The organism is Pseudomonas sp. 01L34 (assembly GCF_056400265.1).
Map to the genome: position 1 here is coordinate 45,085 of NZ_JBFTSX010000003.1, position 14,844 is coordinate 59,928.

The following is a 14,844-nucleotide window of genomic DNA, read 5'->3' on the forward strand; positions in this document are numbered from 1 at the left end:
TCCGGGCCTGTAGGACCTAGGCTTGCCCGCGATGCTTTTAGGGCTTGCGAGGGCTCAAAACCATCTGCGCCGGAATATTGCGCAGAATCTGTTTCTCCAGCTTCAGATCAAACCCCGAATCCAGCTTCTTCACCCGTTTGGTCAGCAACGTGGCCAACCATGGGTAGTCCTGAGTACGGGGAACCTGAATGCTCACGTCGCACTGATAATTCACCACATCGGCGGCGATAGCATCCAGTTGACGACGAAGTTTGCTCATATCGTTGAGGTTCAATGCCACCGTCGTGCTTTCAGCCGTCGGGTCGATCACTTTGGCCTGCGGTCTGGCTTCGGCAGCCTTGAGGGCCGCTTCGGCTTTATCCAGTTCAGCCTTGCGTGCATGAACGATGGCATTGTTAACGCCACCGGTCAGCGCCGGGGCCTTGGGCATCAATACCCGGGCACGGCTGAGGGCAGTGGCCGCGGCATTCACATCACCTTTTTGCAACACGATCTGGCTGCGCAGTAAATAGGCTTCGGCCAATTGCCGCTGGTATTGCTCAAGGGATTGATCGTTGGGCGACTCGGCCTGCAAGGCCGCCAATTGATCCTCGGCGGTGGCCAGCTCGCTGCTGGCCAGGCTTTGTTCCAGTTGTGCAATAGCCGTGGCCCGCGCATCGGGGGCCTCGGTGGCCGCCGGCGGCGTGCTTTGGCAAGCACCCAGTAGCAGCGAAAATGCGACAAGGAGCAGATAACGGGAGGCGAACGGCTTCATTCCTGCGACTCTCTATTTGCGCAAAAAACGAGCAAGTCTACACCCCTCGACGGGGCAGGACAAAACTCAGCAGAAACAACGCGGCGGCCGCCACCACAATCGACGGGCCAGCCGGGGTGTCCTTGAACCAGGACAACGCCAGCCCGCCACACACCGCGAGCATGCCCAGCAGGCTCGCGCCCAGTGCCATCTGCTCCGGCGAGCGGGCGTGACGTTGTGCCGCAGCCGCCGGAATAATCAGTAACGAAGTAATCAGCAACACGCCGACGATTTTCATCGCTACCGCGATCACCACGGCGATCAGCAACATCAGGACCAGACGCAACGCCGCCACCGGCAAACCTTCCACCCTGGCCAGTTCTTCATGCACGGTGATCGCCAGCAAGGGTCGCCACAGCGTGACAAGCAATACCAGCACCGCCGCGCTGCCGCCGAGGATCCAGGCCAGATCGGTCGGGCTGATCGCCAGCAGGTCGCCGAACAGATAGGCCATCAGGTCGATCCGCACTTCATGCATGAAGCTTAGTACCACCAGGCCCAGGGAGAGCGTGCTCGGTGCGAGAATTCCCAACAGCGTGTCAGACGCCAATGGCTGCCGCTGTTGCAGCGTCACCAGCAACACTGCCAGCAACAGGCAGCCTACGGTGACAGCCACGGTCGGGCTGACATCCAGCAGGAAGCCCAGCGCCACACCCAGCAGCGCGGCGTGGGACAGGGTGTCGCCGAAATAAGCCATGCGCCGCCAGACCACAAACGAACCCAACGGACCCGCAACCAGCGCCAGGGCCAGACCTGCAAGCAGGGCGAAGAGCAGAAAATCAGCCATGCTTGCAGCTATCTCCATGAACGTGGGTATGGGCCGACGGGGTCGCAATGACCACCGAGCCATGCAGGTCGTGAGCGTGGTCGTGATGGTGGTGATAAATCGCCAGACTTTGTGCGTTCTTTCCGAACAGTTCGACGAACGCGGGATCGCCGCTGACCTGCTCGGGATGCCCGGAGCAGCAGACATGGCGATTCAGACACACCACCTGGTCGGTGGTGCTCATCACCAGATGCAAATCGTGAGAGACCATCAATACGCCGCAGCCATGACGGTCGCGCAGACGTGTGATCAGGCTATAGAGCTCGGCTTGACCGGCCACGTCGACGCCTTGTACCGGCTCATCGAGCACCAGCAACTCCGGCTCGCGCAGCAATGCCCGGGCCAGCAGTACTCGCTGCATTTCGCCACCGGAAACACTTTGTACCGGGCTGTCGATCACCTGCTCGGCGCCGACCTCCTTGAGGGCGGCCAAGGCCCGAGCGCGGTCCACGCCAGGGACCAGACGCAAGAAACGCAGCACTGATAGCGGCAGGGTTGGATCGACATGGAGTTTTTGCGGCATGTAACCGACGCGCAACTTCGGCTTGCGCCAGACGCTGCCGCTGTCGGGCTTCAACAAACCGAGCACCGCGCGCACCAGCGTGGTTTTGCCGGCGCCATTAGGGCCGATCAGGGTAACGATCTGCCCCGGCTCGACGCTCAGTTCGATGTTATCCAGCACGTTTTGCCCGGCAAAAGTGACGGCCACCTGCTCAAGACGGATCAGCGCATTGCTCATTAAGCCCCCTGGCAACCCGAGCAGAGACCGATGACTTCAACAGTCTGGGCCTCGACGATAAATCCGACGTCCCTGGCGCTGCCGACGATCGCGTCGCTGATGGACTTCTGTTCAAGCTCGATGGCGGCGTGGCATTGGCGGCAAATCAGGAACTGGCCTTGGTGAGCGTGTTCCGGGTGATTGCAGCCGACGAAGGCGTTCAGCGAGGAGATGCGGTGTACCAGGCCGTTTTCCAGCAGAAAATCCAGCGCACGATACACGGTCGGCGGCGCAGCTCGGCGGCCGTCCTGCTCGCTGAGCACCGCCAGAATGTCGTAGGCACCCAGCGGTTTATGGCTTTGCCAGACCAGTTCCAGCACCCGCCGGCGCAAAGCGGTCAGGCGTAGCCCCTGACGTGCGCACAAGGCATCGGCCTCAGACAATGCGCTATGGACGCAATGAGAGTGGTCGTGGGGACGACTGGCAATCGGTGTTTTAGGCATGAGCGGCGACGAGTGTTGTGAGAGACGTTATTATGTTACCCGTTCTCGCCTCTTCGAGTGGTCATCGTGTCCCGACTTTTTTCTATCTTTGTCGCATTTGTCGCAAGTTTTCTGCTGATCGGTTCAGCCCAGGCCGAAGTCAAAGTACTTACCAGCATCAAGCCGCTGCAGCTGATTGCTGCTGCGGTGCAGGAAGGTGTGGCGATTCCGGAAGTGTTGCTGCCGCCCGGAGCATCACCGCATAACTATGCCTTGCGCCCATCCGACGTACGGAAGGTGCAGTCGGTGGACCTGGTTTACTGGATCGGTCCGGACATGGAGGGTTTTCTGCCTCGCGTACTGAAAGGTCGTACGCTGCCCAGCGTCGCAGTGCAGGATTTGCCTGGCCTGAAGCTGCGACGTTTCGCCGAAGACAGCCACTCCCACGCCGAAGAAGCCGATGAGCATGACCACGATCATCGCCCCGGCAGCCTGGATGCGCACTTGTGGTTGTCGCCGATCAACGCCCGAGTGATCGCCAGCAAAATGGCGGCCGATCTGAGTGCAGCCGATCCGGCTAACGCGGCGCGCTATCAGAGCAACCTCAAAGCCTTCGATGAACGCCTGGATGCCCTGGACCTACGCCTGAAGGCTCGCCTGGCAGGGATCGCGAACAAGCCTTACTTCGTGTTCCACGAAGCCTTCGACTACTTCGAAGACGCCTACGGCCTCAAGCACGCCGGTGTGTTCAGTGTCGCAGCCGAAGTACAGCCCGGTGCCCAGCACGTCGCGGCGATGCGCGCGCGGTTGCAGGAAGTCGGCAAAACTTGCGTGTTCAGCGAACCGCCGCTGCGCCCGCGCCTGGCAGAAACCCTGGTGGCCGGGCTACCGGTGAAACTGGCAGAGCTGGATGCGCTGGGCGGGTACACGCCAGCGACCGCCCAGGGGTATGAGCAGGTGCTGGAAAAATTGGGAAATGATTTGGCCGGGTGCCTGGAGTCGTTGTAAGCAGGAAGTTTGGTGGTGAATCGTGCGCGGGCAAGCCTCGCTCCTACAGGGATCGCGCACATCCTGTAGGAGCGAGGCTTGCCCGCGAAGCTTTTAGAGGGCGAAAGGCAGCGGCGTGTCGACCTTCTGCCGCTGTGCCAAGCGCAGCTGAAATTCCATCGGATCGTGAATCAACACGTCCTGCCCGGCGAAAGACTCCGCCGCAATCAACCGCGACAACCAGAACCGCACGCACGCCACGCGCAGCATGGTCGGCCACAACTCAGCTTCGGCAGCGGTGAACGGTCGCAGCGCGGCATAAGCGCCCAGCAACGCCCGCGCCCGAGCCCCGTCGAGCTGCCCTTGCTCGTCCGAACACCAGTCGTTCAAGGCAATTGCCACGTCATAGAGCATCGGCCCTGAACAAGCGTTGTAGAAGTCGATCAACCCGGTCAGGTGCGTGCCTTCGAACATCGCATTGTCGCGGAACAGATCCGCATGGATGTTGGCCCGCGGCAGCGCCAGAATTTTCGTCTTCTGCTGGGTGATCTCTTCCAGAGCCCGTTGCAGCAAATCGCTTTGTTCGGCGTTCAGGTGCGAGAGAAACTGCGTGCCCTCTTCCAGCATCCAGTCCAGGCCACGATCGGTTTTGCGCTTGATCATGTTGGCCTGGGTCGCCAGGTGCAGGTGAGCCAGCAGCTCGCCGACCTGAGCGCAATGCTGGGCGTTGGCGTCCTTGATGTGCTTGCCCGCCAGACGTGGCTGCAACAGCGCAGGTTTACCGGCCAGCTCGCGCAATGCAACGCCGTCGGTGGTGCGCAGGGCATAAGGCACCGGCAGGTTGGCGTCGTGCAGCACATCGAGCAGTTCGATGAAGAACGGCATCTCCTGCACCGGACCGCGCTCGACCAGGGTCAGGACAAACTCGCCCTGCTCCAGGCTGATAAAGAAATTGGTGTTTTCGCTACCGGCGGCGATCCCCTGGAAATCAAGCAGGCGGCCGAGCCCGTAAGGGGCGAGAAAGGTTTCCAGCTCGGGCCGAGCCAGGGGGGTGAACACAGACATGGTTAAAACTGCCAGTACGGGCGCCGCGGTTGAGCCAGCGCCGATTGAAATTAAGAAACTACTTCCACTCAAAGATTTTCCACGAGGGAATCAGCATATCCGGCTGATCCGAGCGGATATAGTTTGCATCTGTTCCGTCCGCACGTATCAGAAAGTACGGTTTTCCGACCTTCGGGGTGACCTTGATCGCGTACACGAAGCCGTTCTGGCGATACTCCTGAATGGTTTTATCGCCTTCCGTGCGGATCGTTACTTCCGGGTCCGCCGAGGGCTTGTCATCCGCCGCCATGACAGCCAATGGAGTGATTGCAAAGAAGCCAGCCAGCAACAAGCGATTTAGTGTGCGCATGATAACCTTGTCCCTTTGTCGTCAACGGTCCCGCTATTCTAGCGCCGGACCCGCCGAAAAGGTTGATCCTGCTCATGAGCCAAGCCCCCCTCGTCCTGGTGGACGGTTCTTCTTACCTGTACCGCGCTTTTCATGCGCTGCCACCGCTGACCACGTCCAAAGGCCTGCCGACCGGAGCGGTCAAAGGTGTGTTGAACATGCTCAAGAGTCTGCGCAAGCAGTACCCGGACAGCCCGTTCGCCGTGGTGTTCGACGCCAAGGGCGGGACGTTCCGCGACGCGATGTTCGCCGAGTACAAGGCCAACCGCCCAAGCATGCCTGACGATATGCGGGTCCAGATCGAGCCGCTGCACGCCAGCGTCAAGGCCTTGGGCTTTCCATTGCTGTGCGTGGACAACGTCGAAGCGGACGATGTGATCGGCACCCTGGCCCGCAGCAGCGCGGCCGCCGACCGCCCGGTGGTGATTTCCACCGGCGACAAGGATATGGCACAACTGGTCGACGGGCACATTACCTTGGTCAATACGATGACCGGTAGCGCGCTGGACGTGGAAGGCGTGAAGGAGAAATTCGGCGTCGCTCCCGAGCAGATCATCGATTATCTGGCGTTGATGGGCGATTCGTCCGACAACATCCCGGGCGTTCCGGGTATCGGTCCGAAGACCGCTTCCGGCCTGCTGGTTGGCGTGAATGGCGGCCTGACCGAGCTCTATGCGCAGCTCGATATCGTCCCGACCCTGCCGATTCGCGGCGCCAAGACCCTGCCGGCCAAGCTCGAAGAGCATAAGGAAATGGCCTTTCTTTCTTACCGATTGGCAACCATCAAGATCGACGTGCCGCTGGACATCGGCCTCGACGATCTGCAGATGGGCCCACCGGATCACGACAAGCTTGCCGAACTCTATTCCCTGCTGGAGTTTAAGAGCTGGTTCGAAGAGAACCAGCGCGACGCCAAGCGTTCGGGTCAGGACATCGTCGAGGTCGCCCAGGAGCAGCCGGGTGCCGCCGAAGCGAAATACGAAACCATCCTCGACCAGAAGCGCTTCGAGGCCTGGCTGGACAAACTCGACAAGGCGCCGCTGATCGCCTTCGTCACCGAAACCAACGGCAGCGATGCCCAACACGCGCAACTGGTGGGCCTGTCGTTCTCTGTCGCGGCCAACGAAGCAGCCTACATTCCGCTGACCCATTCCTACATGGGCGTACCGGAACAACTGGACCGTGACACCGTGCTGCTGGCGTTGAAACCGCTGCTGGAAAACCCGAATAAACTGAAAGTCGGCCAACATGCGAAGTTCGACACCAATATCCTCGCCAATTGCGCCATCGGTGGCGATCAGAACAACGGGATTACTGTTCAGGGTATTGCCTACGACACCATGCTCGAGTCCTACGTACTGGACTCAACGGCCACCCGCCACGACATGGACAGCCTGGCGCTCAAGTACCTGGGCCAAAGCAAGACCGACATCCAGGAGATTGCGGGCAAAGGCGTCAAACAGCTGACCTTCGACCAGATTTCCCTTGAGCTGGCGGGTCCCTATGCCGCCGAAGACGCCGATGTCACCTTCCGCCTGCATCTGGTATTGCAGGAAAAACTGACCGCGACGCCAAGCCTGGTCAAAGTGCTCAACGAGATTGAAATGCCGCTGATGCCGGTCCTGGCCCGTATCGAGCGCCAGGGCGCGCTTGTAGACGCCAACCTGCTGGGCATCCAGAGCGTCGAGCTGGGCGAGAAACTGGTCGCCCTTGAGCGTGAGGCCTTTGCCATTGCCGGTGAAGAATTCAACCTTGGCTCGCCAAAGCAACTGGGCGTGATCCTCTACGAAAAGCTCGGTTTGCCTGTACTCAGCAAAACCGCCAAGGGTCAGGCGTCGACTGCCGAAGCCGTGCTGGCCGAGTTGGCCGAACAGGACTACCCGCTGCCCAAGGTGCTGATGCAATACCGCTCGCTGAGCAAGCTCAAAAGCACCTACACCGACCGTTTGCCAGAGCAGATCAACGCACGCACCGGGCGCATTCATACGTCTTACCAGCAAGCTGTCGCAGCCACCGGGCGTTTGTCGTCCATCGACCCGAACCTGCAGAACATTCCGATCCGTACCGCCGAAGGTCGCCGGATTCGTCAGGCGTTCGTCGCGCCGAAAGGCTACAAACTGCTGGCCGCGGATTACTCGCAAATCGAACTGCGGATAATGGCGCACCTGGCCAAGGACGAAGGCTTGCTGCATGCCTTCCGCAACAACCTCGATGTCCACCGGGCCACGGCCGCAGAAGTGTTCGGCGTCGAGCTGGATGCGGTTACCAACGATCAGCGTCGAAGCGCGAAAGCCATCAACTTCGGCTTGATCTACGGCATGAGCGCGTTTGGCCTGGCCAAGCAGATCGGCGTCGATCGCAAACAGTCCCAGGCCTACATCGACCGTTATTTCGCCCGTTATCCCGGCGTGCTGCAGTACATGGAGCGCACGCGCGCCCAGGCCGCCGAGCAAGGCTTCGTCGAAACCATCTTTGGTCGTCGCCTGTACTTGCCGGAAATCAACGCGAAAAACCAGGCCCTGCGCAAAGCTGCCGAGCGCACGGCGATCAACGCCCCGATGCAAGGCACCGCGGCGGACATCATCAAGAAAGCCATGGTGGCGGTGGACAACTGGCTGGCATCGTCAGGCCTGGACGCCAAAGTCATCCTGCAGGTACACGATGAATTGGTGCTCGAGGTGCGTGAGGACCTGGTCGACCAGGTACGCGAGGAGATTCGCGTGCACATGAGCAACGCAGCACAACTGGACGTACCGCTTCTGGTTGAGGTGGGCGCAGGCAACAACTGGGATGAGGCGCACTGAGCCGCCTGAAAAGACGTTTGTGCTGCGGCCTGGCGCTGCAGCACATGACGAAGGGCTATAGAGCAGAAAATGACAGCGATTATTTCCAATGGTTTTTGAAAATAGTCTGAACTAAATCCGTGAACCGCCACTCAGAGATACTGAATGGCTGGTGAAGCCCTTCGATGCTCCTATGTTGTGTTAAGTGTTGGCAGATATCTGGACCCCGCCCTAGCGGTCCGGAACTTGAACCCCGGAACTTCTCCCTCCCCATACGAAGTCCGGGGTTTTTTTTGCCTGCCAATTGGCCTCGAGAGACTTACTCGGCAGCCTCGGCACCCTTGTCCGCCAACTCCATCCAGTCCGCCAGTACGGTGTAGGCTTCTTCCAGGCCCATGCGCTTGGGGGCCGAAAACAGCTGGATAGTGATCGTATCGCCCCAACCCTTGCGGATTTCCGATTGAACCTTGAGCAGCGTGTTTTTTGCCGCGCCGTAGGTCAGTTTGTCGGCCTTGGTCAGCAGAATATGCATCGGCATGCCGCTGGCGACGGCCCAATCGAGCATCAACAGGTCGAAGTCGGTCATTGGATGACGGATGTCCATCATCAGAATCAAACCTTTCAGACTCTCACGGCCACCCAGATAGGCTTCCAGGTGACGCTGCCAGTGCATCTTCAACGGGATCGGTACTTTTGCATAACCGTAGCCTGGCAGGTCGACCAGACGGCGTTCATCGTCTAGCTTGAAGAAGTTCAACAGCTGTGTGCGACCCGGTGTTTTCGAGGTCCGTGCCAGGCTGGCGTGGGTCAGAGTATTCAATGCGCTGGACTTGCCGGCGTTGGAACGCCCGGCGAAGGCCACTTCAAAGCCTTCGTCGTCGGGACATTGGTCGACTTTGGCGGCGCTGAGCATAAAGGTGGACTGTTGGCACAGGCCGAGGATGGGATTCTTGAGTTGCATGGGATTTCCGATGTGGGCGGCGCCGGGAATGGACGCGGCAAGCAGTGTCGTTTCCGTTTCAGTGACGCCAGTATATAATGCCGCAGATTTTGTGTGCGCTTTGTCCCAGCGTAGGATGAAGTTCACGAGAGCGATTGACCTTGATTGCGCATTAGAACGCAGCACGCTCTCAACCCTGAAAAGGTCGTTTTATGACGAAATGGCTGCTAGCTGCCGGTGTCTTGATGCCGCTTTACAGCGCTCAGGCTACACAGGATCCGGAAGCTGTGTACAACCGTGTTTGTGGTGCCTGTCATTCCGGCCAACTACCCATGGCGCCCCGCAAGGGCGATCAGGAAGCTTGGACGCCGAGGTTGGCGAAAGGTATGGAGACGCTGGTGCAACACGTGACCCAGGGTTTCAAGGCGATGCCGCCGCGTGGTTTGTGCATGGACTGCAGTGCCGAGGATTACCGAGACATCATCCAGTGGATGAGCGAGTAAACCCGGTCCATAACTCTTTAACCCTTAGCCGTAGTTGGATTAGCTGATGAACAAATTGATCGTGAGTCTGCTGTTGACCGTGGGGATCTCCGGTATTGCCCATGCTGCAGGTGATGCGACTGCTGGTCAGGCGAAAGCCGCAGTATGTGGCGCCTGTCATGGCCCGGATGGCAATAGCATGGCGCCTAACTTTCCGAAACTGGCAGGCCAGGGCGAGCGTTATCTGAACAAGCAGCTGCACGACATCAAGTCCGGCAAACGCACGGTACTGGAAATGACCGGCCTGCTGACCAACCTCAGCGATCAGGACCTGGCCGATATCTCCGCCTACTTCGCCAGCCAGAAAGGCAGCGTCGGTGCCGCCGACCCGAAAATCGTGGCTCGCGGTGAAGCACTGTTCCGTGGCGGCGACCTGGCCAAAGGGCTGCCAGCCTGCACCGGCTGCCACTCGCCCAATGGCGCAGGCAACGCAGCTGCCGGCTTCCCGCACTTGGGCGGCCAGCATGCTCAGTACGTCGGCAAACAATTGACCGAATTCAGAAAAGAAGAAGGTGGCCGGACCAACGACGGCGACACCAAACCAATGCAAAGCATCGCTAAAAAGCTGAGCGACGAAGATATCGCCGCCGTCTCCAGCTATATTCAAGGCTTGCACTAAGGCCTGTGATCGAGCGTTGTGAGTGATGTACATCTCTTGCAACGTTAACTCTCGATTAATCCGTCGATGCAAACATAAAAAGGGTAGCTTTGGCTGCCCTTTTTTGTGGCCGCTGCCGTTACACTACAGAACTCAAGCCCGCCGGAATCTGTCTGAAAACAGGTCGCGCGAGGCGCCCAAATTGTCCAGGAGTAAAGCATGCGTAATCTGATCATCAGCGCCGCACTCGTCGCTGCCAGCCTGTTCGGCATGACTGCCCAAGCCGCCGAAAAACCTGAAGCGCCCTATGTCGAACTGAGCAACCCGGTCCCGGTGGCCGAGCCTGGCAAGATCGAAGTCGTGGAGCTGTTCTGGTACGGCTGCCCGCATTGCTATGCCTTCGAACCCGTCATCAACCCATGGGTTGAAAAGCTGCCTTCCGACGTGAATTTCGTACGTATCCCGGCCATGTTTGGCGGCCCTTGGGATGCCCACGGCCAGATGTTCCTGACGCTTGAGGCCATGGGTGTCGAGAGCAAGGTTCACGCTGCGGTGTTCAACGCAATCCAGAAAGAACACAAGAAACTGACCGACAAAGAAGACATGGCGGACTTCCTGGCGACCCAAGGTGTAGACAAGGAAAAATTCCTGGCCACCTTCGACTCCTTCGCCATCAAGGGCCAGATCAACAAAGCCAAAGAGCTTGCCAAGAAATATGAAATCTCCGGCGTGCCTACCATGATCGTCAATGGCAAGTATCGCTTTGACATCGGCTCTGCCGGCGGCGCCGAACAAGCGTTGAAACTGGCTGACCAACTGGTCGCCAAAGAGCGAGCGGCAACCAAGGCCGTTGCCAACTAAGCGCGGCGACCGCCATGCGCCGCTGGGGAACTGAACGCATCGTTGGCCTGCACGACCCGCGGGTCAACGAGCATCACCTGGAATCAACGGGGTTGCCCGTGGACAGCCGTCTGCGTTTGCTCAGTTTCAATATCCAGGTCGGCATCAGTACCGAGCGTTATCGGCACTATCTGACCCGCGGCTGGCAGCATCTGCTGCCGCACACCGGGCGTGCCGACAACCTGCAAAAAATCGGCAATCTGCTGGGCGACTTCGATCTGGTCGCCTTGCAGGAAGCCGATGGCGGCAGCCTGCGATCGGGCTACGTCAATCAGGTCGAACACCTGGCGCAGCTCGGCGCCTTCCCTTATTGGTATCAACAACTCAATCGCAATCTCGGTCATCTCGGCCAGCACAGCAATGGCGTGCTCAGCCGCCTGCGCCCGTGGGCGATCGAGGATCATCCGCTGCCGGGGCCCAAGGGTCGCGGGGCCATTCTGGTGCGCTTCGGCGAAGGTCCGGAGGCGCTCGTGGTGGTGATGATGCACCTGGCGCTGGGCGCTCGCGCCCGTAGCATGCAACTGGCTTACATCCGCGAGTTGATCGGCGGTTATAAGCACCAGGTGCTGATGGGCGATATGAATACCCACGCCGGTGACTTGCTGCAACATTCCCCGCTGCGCGATTTAGGCCTGCTCGCGCCGCAGATGGAAGCGACCTTTCCCAGCTGGCGCCCACAGCGCTGTCTGGACCACATTCTGCTCAGCCCCACCCTGACGCTTGAAAAGGTCGAGGTGCTGGCACAGCCCATTTCCGATCACCTGCCGGTCGCGGTAGAGATTCGTCTGCCGGGCTCGCTCACGGCCGACGCATTCCCCGCGTTGAGTCCTGCCTGAATGAGCGACGAAGCACAGCGCTGGAAAGAGAAATACCTCAAAAGCATCGAACAACAGGAAAAGCTCGAACGTCGATGGGACGCCCGGCTCGACCTGCTGCGTCGCGGACTGGTGCGCAGCACCCTGGCTGCCGAAGGCACCGATCGCGCCGTTGACCTATGCATGAAGGAAATGCGCGAAGTCGTACGCACAGACGACATGGACGCCGGCCTGGCAGCCTTGCTGCCGCGCCTGGAAAAAGCCGTGCTCGACTCCGAGCAACGCCGGGAAACCCGGGTTGATCAAGTCAGCGCCGCACTGACGGCGCTGGTCTCTCAGTTGCAAGCATTGCCGCTGCCACGGGAAGTGAGCCGGCCACTGAAGAGTTTCGCCAAGCAGCTGAACGGACGTGTCGGCCAGGCTCGCGAAATCCCGTTGCTGCTCAGCGAACTGAGCGGCTTGCAAGGCAAAGCCTTGAGCCTGTTGGAGAACCCTGTGGAACCGGGTCGTCCGGGTTTTCTGCAGCGCCTGTTCGGTAGCCGGGATGCAGACGAGGCTGCGCCACAGATCGCCGCCCCAGAATTGCCAATGCCTGCACCGCAACCTGTCGAGCCGGTTGCAGCTCCACTGGCCGAACTCCCACTCGCGACGGTCAATCTCGCGCCAGCCGCCAACAAACCGCAAGCGGTAATGCCAACCGTTGAAGCTGCCCTGCCCGCCGCTGCGCCCGCTGAACCCGTGGACACTCCGGCTCCCACAGCAACAACGGCACCCATAGCCGAAGTCGTGGCGTTCGCCCCGCCCATCCTGGAGCCAGAGGCCACGAGCAGCCAGGCCCCGGAGCCACAAACCCGGCCGAACCTCGAACACCCGCAAGAGCCGGCTCCATCGATCGCCGTACCGGCCACCCAGGCTCCGCCGGCAATCAACCCGGATGAACTGATCCCGGAGGCCAGCGATCCGCAAACGTCAGAACACGACATTCTGTATGCCCTGCCGGACTCGCCGGAACCGTCCTACAGCTCTGTGGCCAAGCACATCGAAGACACTCTGCTGGGCCTTCTCGACGACCTGACGCTGCCCGAACGCCATCGACCGCAAGCCGAAGCGATGCGCAATCGTCTTCAAAACGGCTTGAATTGGTACGAACTGCTACCCATCCTCGATGATCTGGCAACATTAATGCTGGCCATTACCGACAGCGGCCAACACGAATTCGAAGCCTATCTGCAACGACTCAACGAACGCCTCGAATCATTTCAGAGCAACCTGCAAGCCGCCAGCGAAGGCCACGCCGACAACCGCTCTGCCGCGCGAGTGATGGACACGCAGATTCGCGAGCAAGTCGACGGCCTGCAAAGCAGCATGCAGGACGCGGCGGACCTCGATGACCTCAAGCACATGCTGGAAGACCATCTCGAAGGCCTGCTCGGCACCATGGACCAGCACCAGAAGCAACGCGACGAGCGCGAGCAGGAAGTCGCTGCCCGCCTGCAAAGCCTGGCTGAAAGGGTAGCCCACATGGAGCAGGAAGCGCTGGGTTACCGCGAGCACCTCGAAGAACAGCGCCAGAAGGCTTTGATCGATCCGTTGACCGGCCTGCCGAATCGAGCGGCCTGGAGCGAACGGCTGGACCACGAAATCAGTCAATGGCAACAACACGGCAATACCCTGTTGCTGGCGATGCTCGACCTCGACCATTTCAAACGCATCAATGACAACTACGGCCATCTCGCGGGCGACAAGGTGCTGAAAATCATCGCCAGTGTGCTGCGCAAGCGTCTGCGCGGGACGGACTTCATAGCCAGGTTTGGCGGTGAGGAGTTTGTGCTGTTGATGCCTGCCACGGCGCCGATGGCCGGCGCGAAACTGTTGGAAACCTTGCGCGCATCGATCGAAGCTTGCCCATTCCACTTCAAGGGCGAGCGAGTCACTATCACCATTTCCATGGGACTGACCGCCTTCAGAGCGGGCGAACATAGCGACCTGGTGCTTAAAAGAGCTGATCAGGCGCTATATCGCGCGAAAAACACCGGGCGTAATCGGATAGAACTGGGCTGACAGTTAATTGTTCCATTTTGTTTAAAGGCGCGCTTTTGCGGTCGGCGCGCAAGGCAATACGTTACACTGTTGCATTATTGTCTCGTGTATATTGCCTCCACCATGAAACTTCTTGCTCTTATTGCTTCGCTGCTCGTATTAGCCGGTTGCGCCAGCGGTCCCCGGATTGACACCAGCCACCCTTCAGTCAATCACGACAGCCGTATTCAGTTCGTGGTGATGCATTACACCTCCGCATCCCTGGAGGACTCGCTGCAATTGCTGACCCATGGCGAAGTCAGCAGCCACTACCTGATCGGCGACGACGAGCACGCCACCATCTATAAGCTGATGGATGAAAATCTTCGAGCCTGGCACGCCGGCGAAAGCCAATGGCAAGGCCGGACCTGGCTGAATTCCAGTTCCATTGGCATCGAAATCGTCAATCCGGGCTTCCAGGACACCCCGACCGGGCGTCTCTGGTATCCCTACAGCGAAGCCCAGGTCCAATCGATGATCTTTCTGCTCAAGGACATCAGCAAGCGCCAGGGCATCAGCCCTCGCCATATCATCGGCCATAGCGACATCGCCCCCATGCGCAAGCTCGACCCTGGCCCGCTGTTCCCCTGGAAACGCCTGGCGGCCGAAGGCCTGGGAATCTGGCCGAACGAGCAGGCCGTGGCGCGTCAGCAAGCGCAGTTCGCCGTGCAGCTGCCAAGCATCAGTTGGTTTCAGGCACAACTTGCCCGCCTGGGCTACGCCACGCCACAAACCGGCGAACTGGATGCAGCGACACGCAATGTGCTGGCGGCTTTTCAGCTGCATTTTCGCCCGTCCCGTTTCGACGGCACGCCGGACGCGCAAACCGCGGCGCTTCTCCAGGTGTTGAACCAGACAAAATAATGACGCCCGCCCGACGGTCAGGGTCTTTTCCCAATCAGCAGCTATAACTCATTGGTAATCCTTC

15 protein-coding genes are annotated in these 14,844 nt (G+C 59.7%); 8 read left to right on the top strand and 7 right to left on the bottom strand.

All coding sequences use genetic code 11. The features are described 5' to 3' along the window. Window positions 1-37: 37 nt before the first annotated feature. The 4 genes from AC1DQM_RS08740 to zur are packed head-to-tail and all read right to left on the bottom strand — an operon-like array spanning window position 38 to window position 2,840. Window positions 38-754, bottom strand: a complete 717-nt coding sequence (locus AC1DQM_RS08740; RefSeq protein ID WP_064615672.1) for a PA5502 family lipoprotein — start codon at window positions 752-754, stop codon at window positions 38-40. A 37-nt stretch (window positions 755-791) separates the two neighbouring features. Then, entirely contained in the window at window positions 792-1,580 is a 789-nt protein-coding gene (gene znuB, locus AC1DQM_RS08745) for a zinc ABC transporter permease subunit ZnuB (protein ID WP_019580298.1), read from the bottom strand. After that, on the bottom strand, window positions 1,573-2,358 hold the full coding sequence (gene znuC / locus AC1DQM_RS08750) for a zinc ABC transporter ATP-binding protein ZnuC (RefSeq protein ID WP_007940713.1): 786 nt from the start codon (window positions 2,356-2,358) through the stop codon (window positions 1,573-1,575). Before znuC ends, znuB begins: the two co-directional genes overlap by 8 nt. Beyond that, a complete protein-coding gene (gene zur / locus AC1DQM_RS08755) occupies window positions 2,358-2,840 on the bottom strand; it encodes a zinc uptake transcriptional repressor Zur (protein WP_026286509.1) in 483 nt (160 codons plus the stop codon). Before zur ends, znuC begins: the two co-directional genes overlap by 1 nt. A gap of 66 nt (window positions 2,841-2,906) precedes the next feature. Here zur and AC1DQM_RS08760 point away from each other — a divergent pair, with 66 nt between their 5' ends. After that, window positions 2,907-3,827 carry a zinc ABC transporter substrate-binding protein ZnuA gene (locus tag AC1DQM_RS08760; protein WP_086945255.1) on the top strand — a complete coding sequence of 307 codons (921 nt, stop codon included), beginning with the start codon at window positions 2,907-2,909 and terminating at the stop codon, window positions 3,825-3,827. Between the two features lie 93 nt (window positions 3,828-3,920). Here AC1DQM_RS08760 and AC1DQM_RS08765 read toward each other — a convergent pair whose 3' ends face one another. Beyond that, window positions 3,921-4,871: a homoserine kinase gene (locus tag AC1DQM_RS08765; RefSeq protein WP_018927273.1), complete on the bottom strand. Its 951-nt coding sequence runs from the start codon at window positions 4,869-4,871 to the stop codon at window positions 3,921-3,923. A 58-nt stretch (window positions 4,872-4,929) separates the two neighbouring features. Further along, window positions 4,930-5,220, bottom strand: a complete 291-nt coding sequence (locus AC1DQM_RS08770) for a DUF2782 domain-containing protein (protein WP_111453131.1) — start codon at window positions 5,218-5,220, stop codon at window positions 4,930-4,932. 74 nt (window positions 5,221-5,294) lie between these two features. Between AC1DQM_RS08770 and polA the strand changes: the two genes are divergently transcribed. After that, window positions 5,295-8,063: a DNA polymerase I gene (gene polA / locus AC1DQM_RS08775; RefSeq protein WP_477746028.1), complete on the top strand. Its 2,769-nt coding sequence runs from the start codon at window positions 5,295-5,297 to the stop codon at window positions 8,061-8,063. Between the two features lie 298 nt (window positions 8,064-8,361). Here the strand turns inward: polA and yihA are convergent, their stop codons facing one another. Beyond that, on the bottom strand, window positions 8,362-9,003 hold the full coding sequence (gene yihA / locus AC1DQM_RS08780) for a ribosome biogenesis GTP-binding protein YihA/YsxC (RefSeq protein ID WP_007940707.1): 642 nt from the start codon (window positions 9,001-9,003) through the stop codon (window positions 8,362-8,364). A 191-nt stretch (window positions 9,004-9,194) separates the two neighbouring features. On the opposite strand from yihA, the gene AC1DQM_RS08785 reads away from it, so the two are divergent. The 6 genes from AC1DQM_RS08785 (at window position 9,195) to AC1DQM_RS08810 (ending at window position 14,780) form a co-directional block, all read left to right on the top strand. After that, window positions 9,195-9,485, top strand: a complete 291-nt coding sequence (locus AC1DQM_RS08785) for a c-type cytochrome (RefSeq protein WP_138866577.1) — start codon at window positions 9,195-9,197, stop codon at window positions 9,483-9,485. 46 nt (window positions 9,486-9,531) lie between these two features. Then, window positions 9,532-10,143, top strand: coding sequence for a c-type cytochrome (locus AC1DQM_RS08790; RefSeq protein WP_007940706.1), 612 nt, complete (start codon window positions 9,532-9,534; stop codon window positions 10,141-10,143). A gap of 198 nt (window positions 10,144-10,341) precedes the next feature. Continuing rightward, window positions 10,342-10,983, top strand: coding sequence for a thiol:disulfide interchange protein DsbA/DsbL (locus tag AC1DQM_RS08795; RefSeq protein WP_018927277.1), 642 nt, complete (start codon window positions 10,342-10,344; stop codon window positions 10,981-10,983). 14 nt (window positions 10,984-10,997) lie between these two features. Further along, complete coding sequence (locus AC1DQM_RS08800) at window positions 10,998-11,858, top strand: endonuclease/exonuclease/phosphatase family protein (RefSeq protein WP_007940704.1); 861 nt, start codon at window positions 10,998-11,000, stop codon at window positions 11,856-11,858. Next, the gene (locus AC1DQM_RS08805) at window positions 11,859-13,898 is read left to right on the top strand and encodes a GGDEF domain-containing protein (protein ID WP_477746029.1); all 2,040 of its coding nucleotides are present in this window, start codon (window positions 11,859-11,861) and stop codon (window positions 13,896-13,898) included. A 102-nt stretch (window positions 13,899-14,000) separates the two neighbouring features. Further along, window positions 14,001-14,780 (top strand): N-acetylmuramoyl-L-alanine amidase, encoded by a 780-nt coding sequence (locus AC1DQM_RS08810; RefSeq protein ID WP_064615664.1) that lies wholly within the window; start codon window positions 14,001-14,003, stop codon window positions 14,778-14,780. The last annotated feature ends 64 nt before the right edge of the window (window positions 14,781-14,844 follow it).

Coding starts and splice junctions, on each gene's coding strand:
- AC1DQM_RS08805 (WP_477746029.1), top strand. CDS start 11,859: ATGAGCGACGAAGCACAGCGCTGGAAAGAGAAATACCTCAAAAGCATC.
- AC1DQM_RS08770 (WP_111453131.1), bottom strand. CDS start 5,220: ATGCGCACACTAAATCGCTTGTTGCTGGCTGGCTTCTTTGCAATCACT.
- AC1DQM_RS08785 (WP_138866577.1), top strand. CDS start 9,195: ATGACGAAATGGCTGCTAGCTGCCGGTGTCTTGATGCCGCTTTACAGC.
- AC1DQM_RS08795 (WP_018927277.1), top strand. CDS start 10,342: ATGCGTAATCTGATCATCAGCGCCGCACTCGTCGCTGCCAGCCTGTTC.
- zur (WP_026286509.1), bottom strand. CDS start 2,840: ATGCCTAAAACACCGATTGCCAGTCGTCCCCACGACCACTCTCATTGC.
- AC1DQM_RS08740 (WP_064615672.1), bottom strand. CDS start 754: ATGAAGCCGTTCGCCTCCCGTTATCTGCTCCTTGTCGCATTTTCGCTG.
- AC1DQM_RS08790 (WP_007940706.1), top strand. CDS start 9,532: ATGAACAAATTGATCGTGAGTCTGCTGTTGACCGTGGGGATCTCCGGT.
- AC1DQM_RS08810 (WP_064615664.1), top strand. CDS start 14,001: ATGAAACTTCTTGCTCTTATTGCTTCGCTGCTCGTATTAGCCGGTTGC.
- yihA (WP_007940707.1), bottom strand. CDS start 9,003: ATGCAACTCAAGAATCCCATCCTCGGCCTGTGCCAACAGTCCACCTTT.
- znuC (WP_007940713.1), bottom strand. CDS start 2,358: ATGAGCAATGCGCTGATCCGTCTTGAGCAGGTGGCCGTCACTTTTGCC.
- polA (WP_477746028.1), top strand. CDS start 5,295: ATGAGCCAAGCCCCCCTCGTCCTGGTGGACGGTTCTTCTTACCTGTAC.
- AC1DQM_RS08800 (WP_007940704.1), top strand. CDS start 10,998: ATGCGCCGCTGGGGAACTGAACGCATCGTTGGCCTGCACGACCCGCGG.
- AC1DQM_RS08765 (WP_018927273.1), bottom strand. CDS start 4,871: ATGTCTGTGTTCACCCCCCTGGCTCGGCCCGAGCTGGAAACCTTTCTC.
- znuB (WP_019580298.1), bottom strand. CDS start 1,580: ATGGCTGATTTTCTGCTCTTCGCCCTGCTTGCAGGTCTGGCCCTGGCG.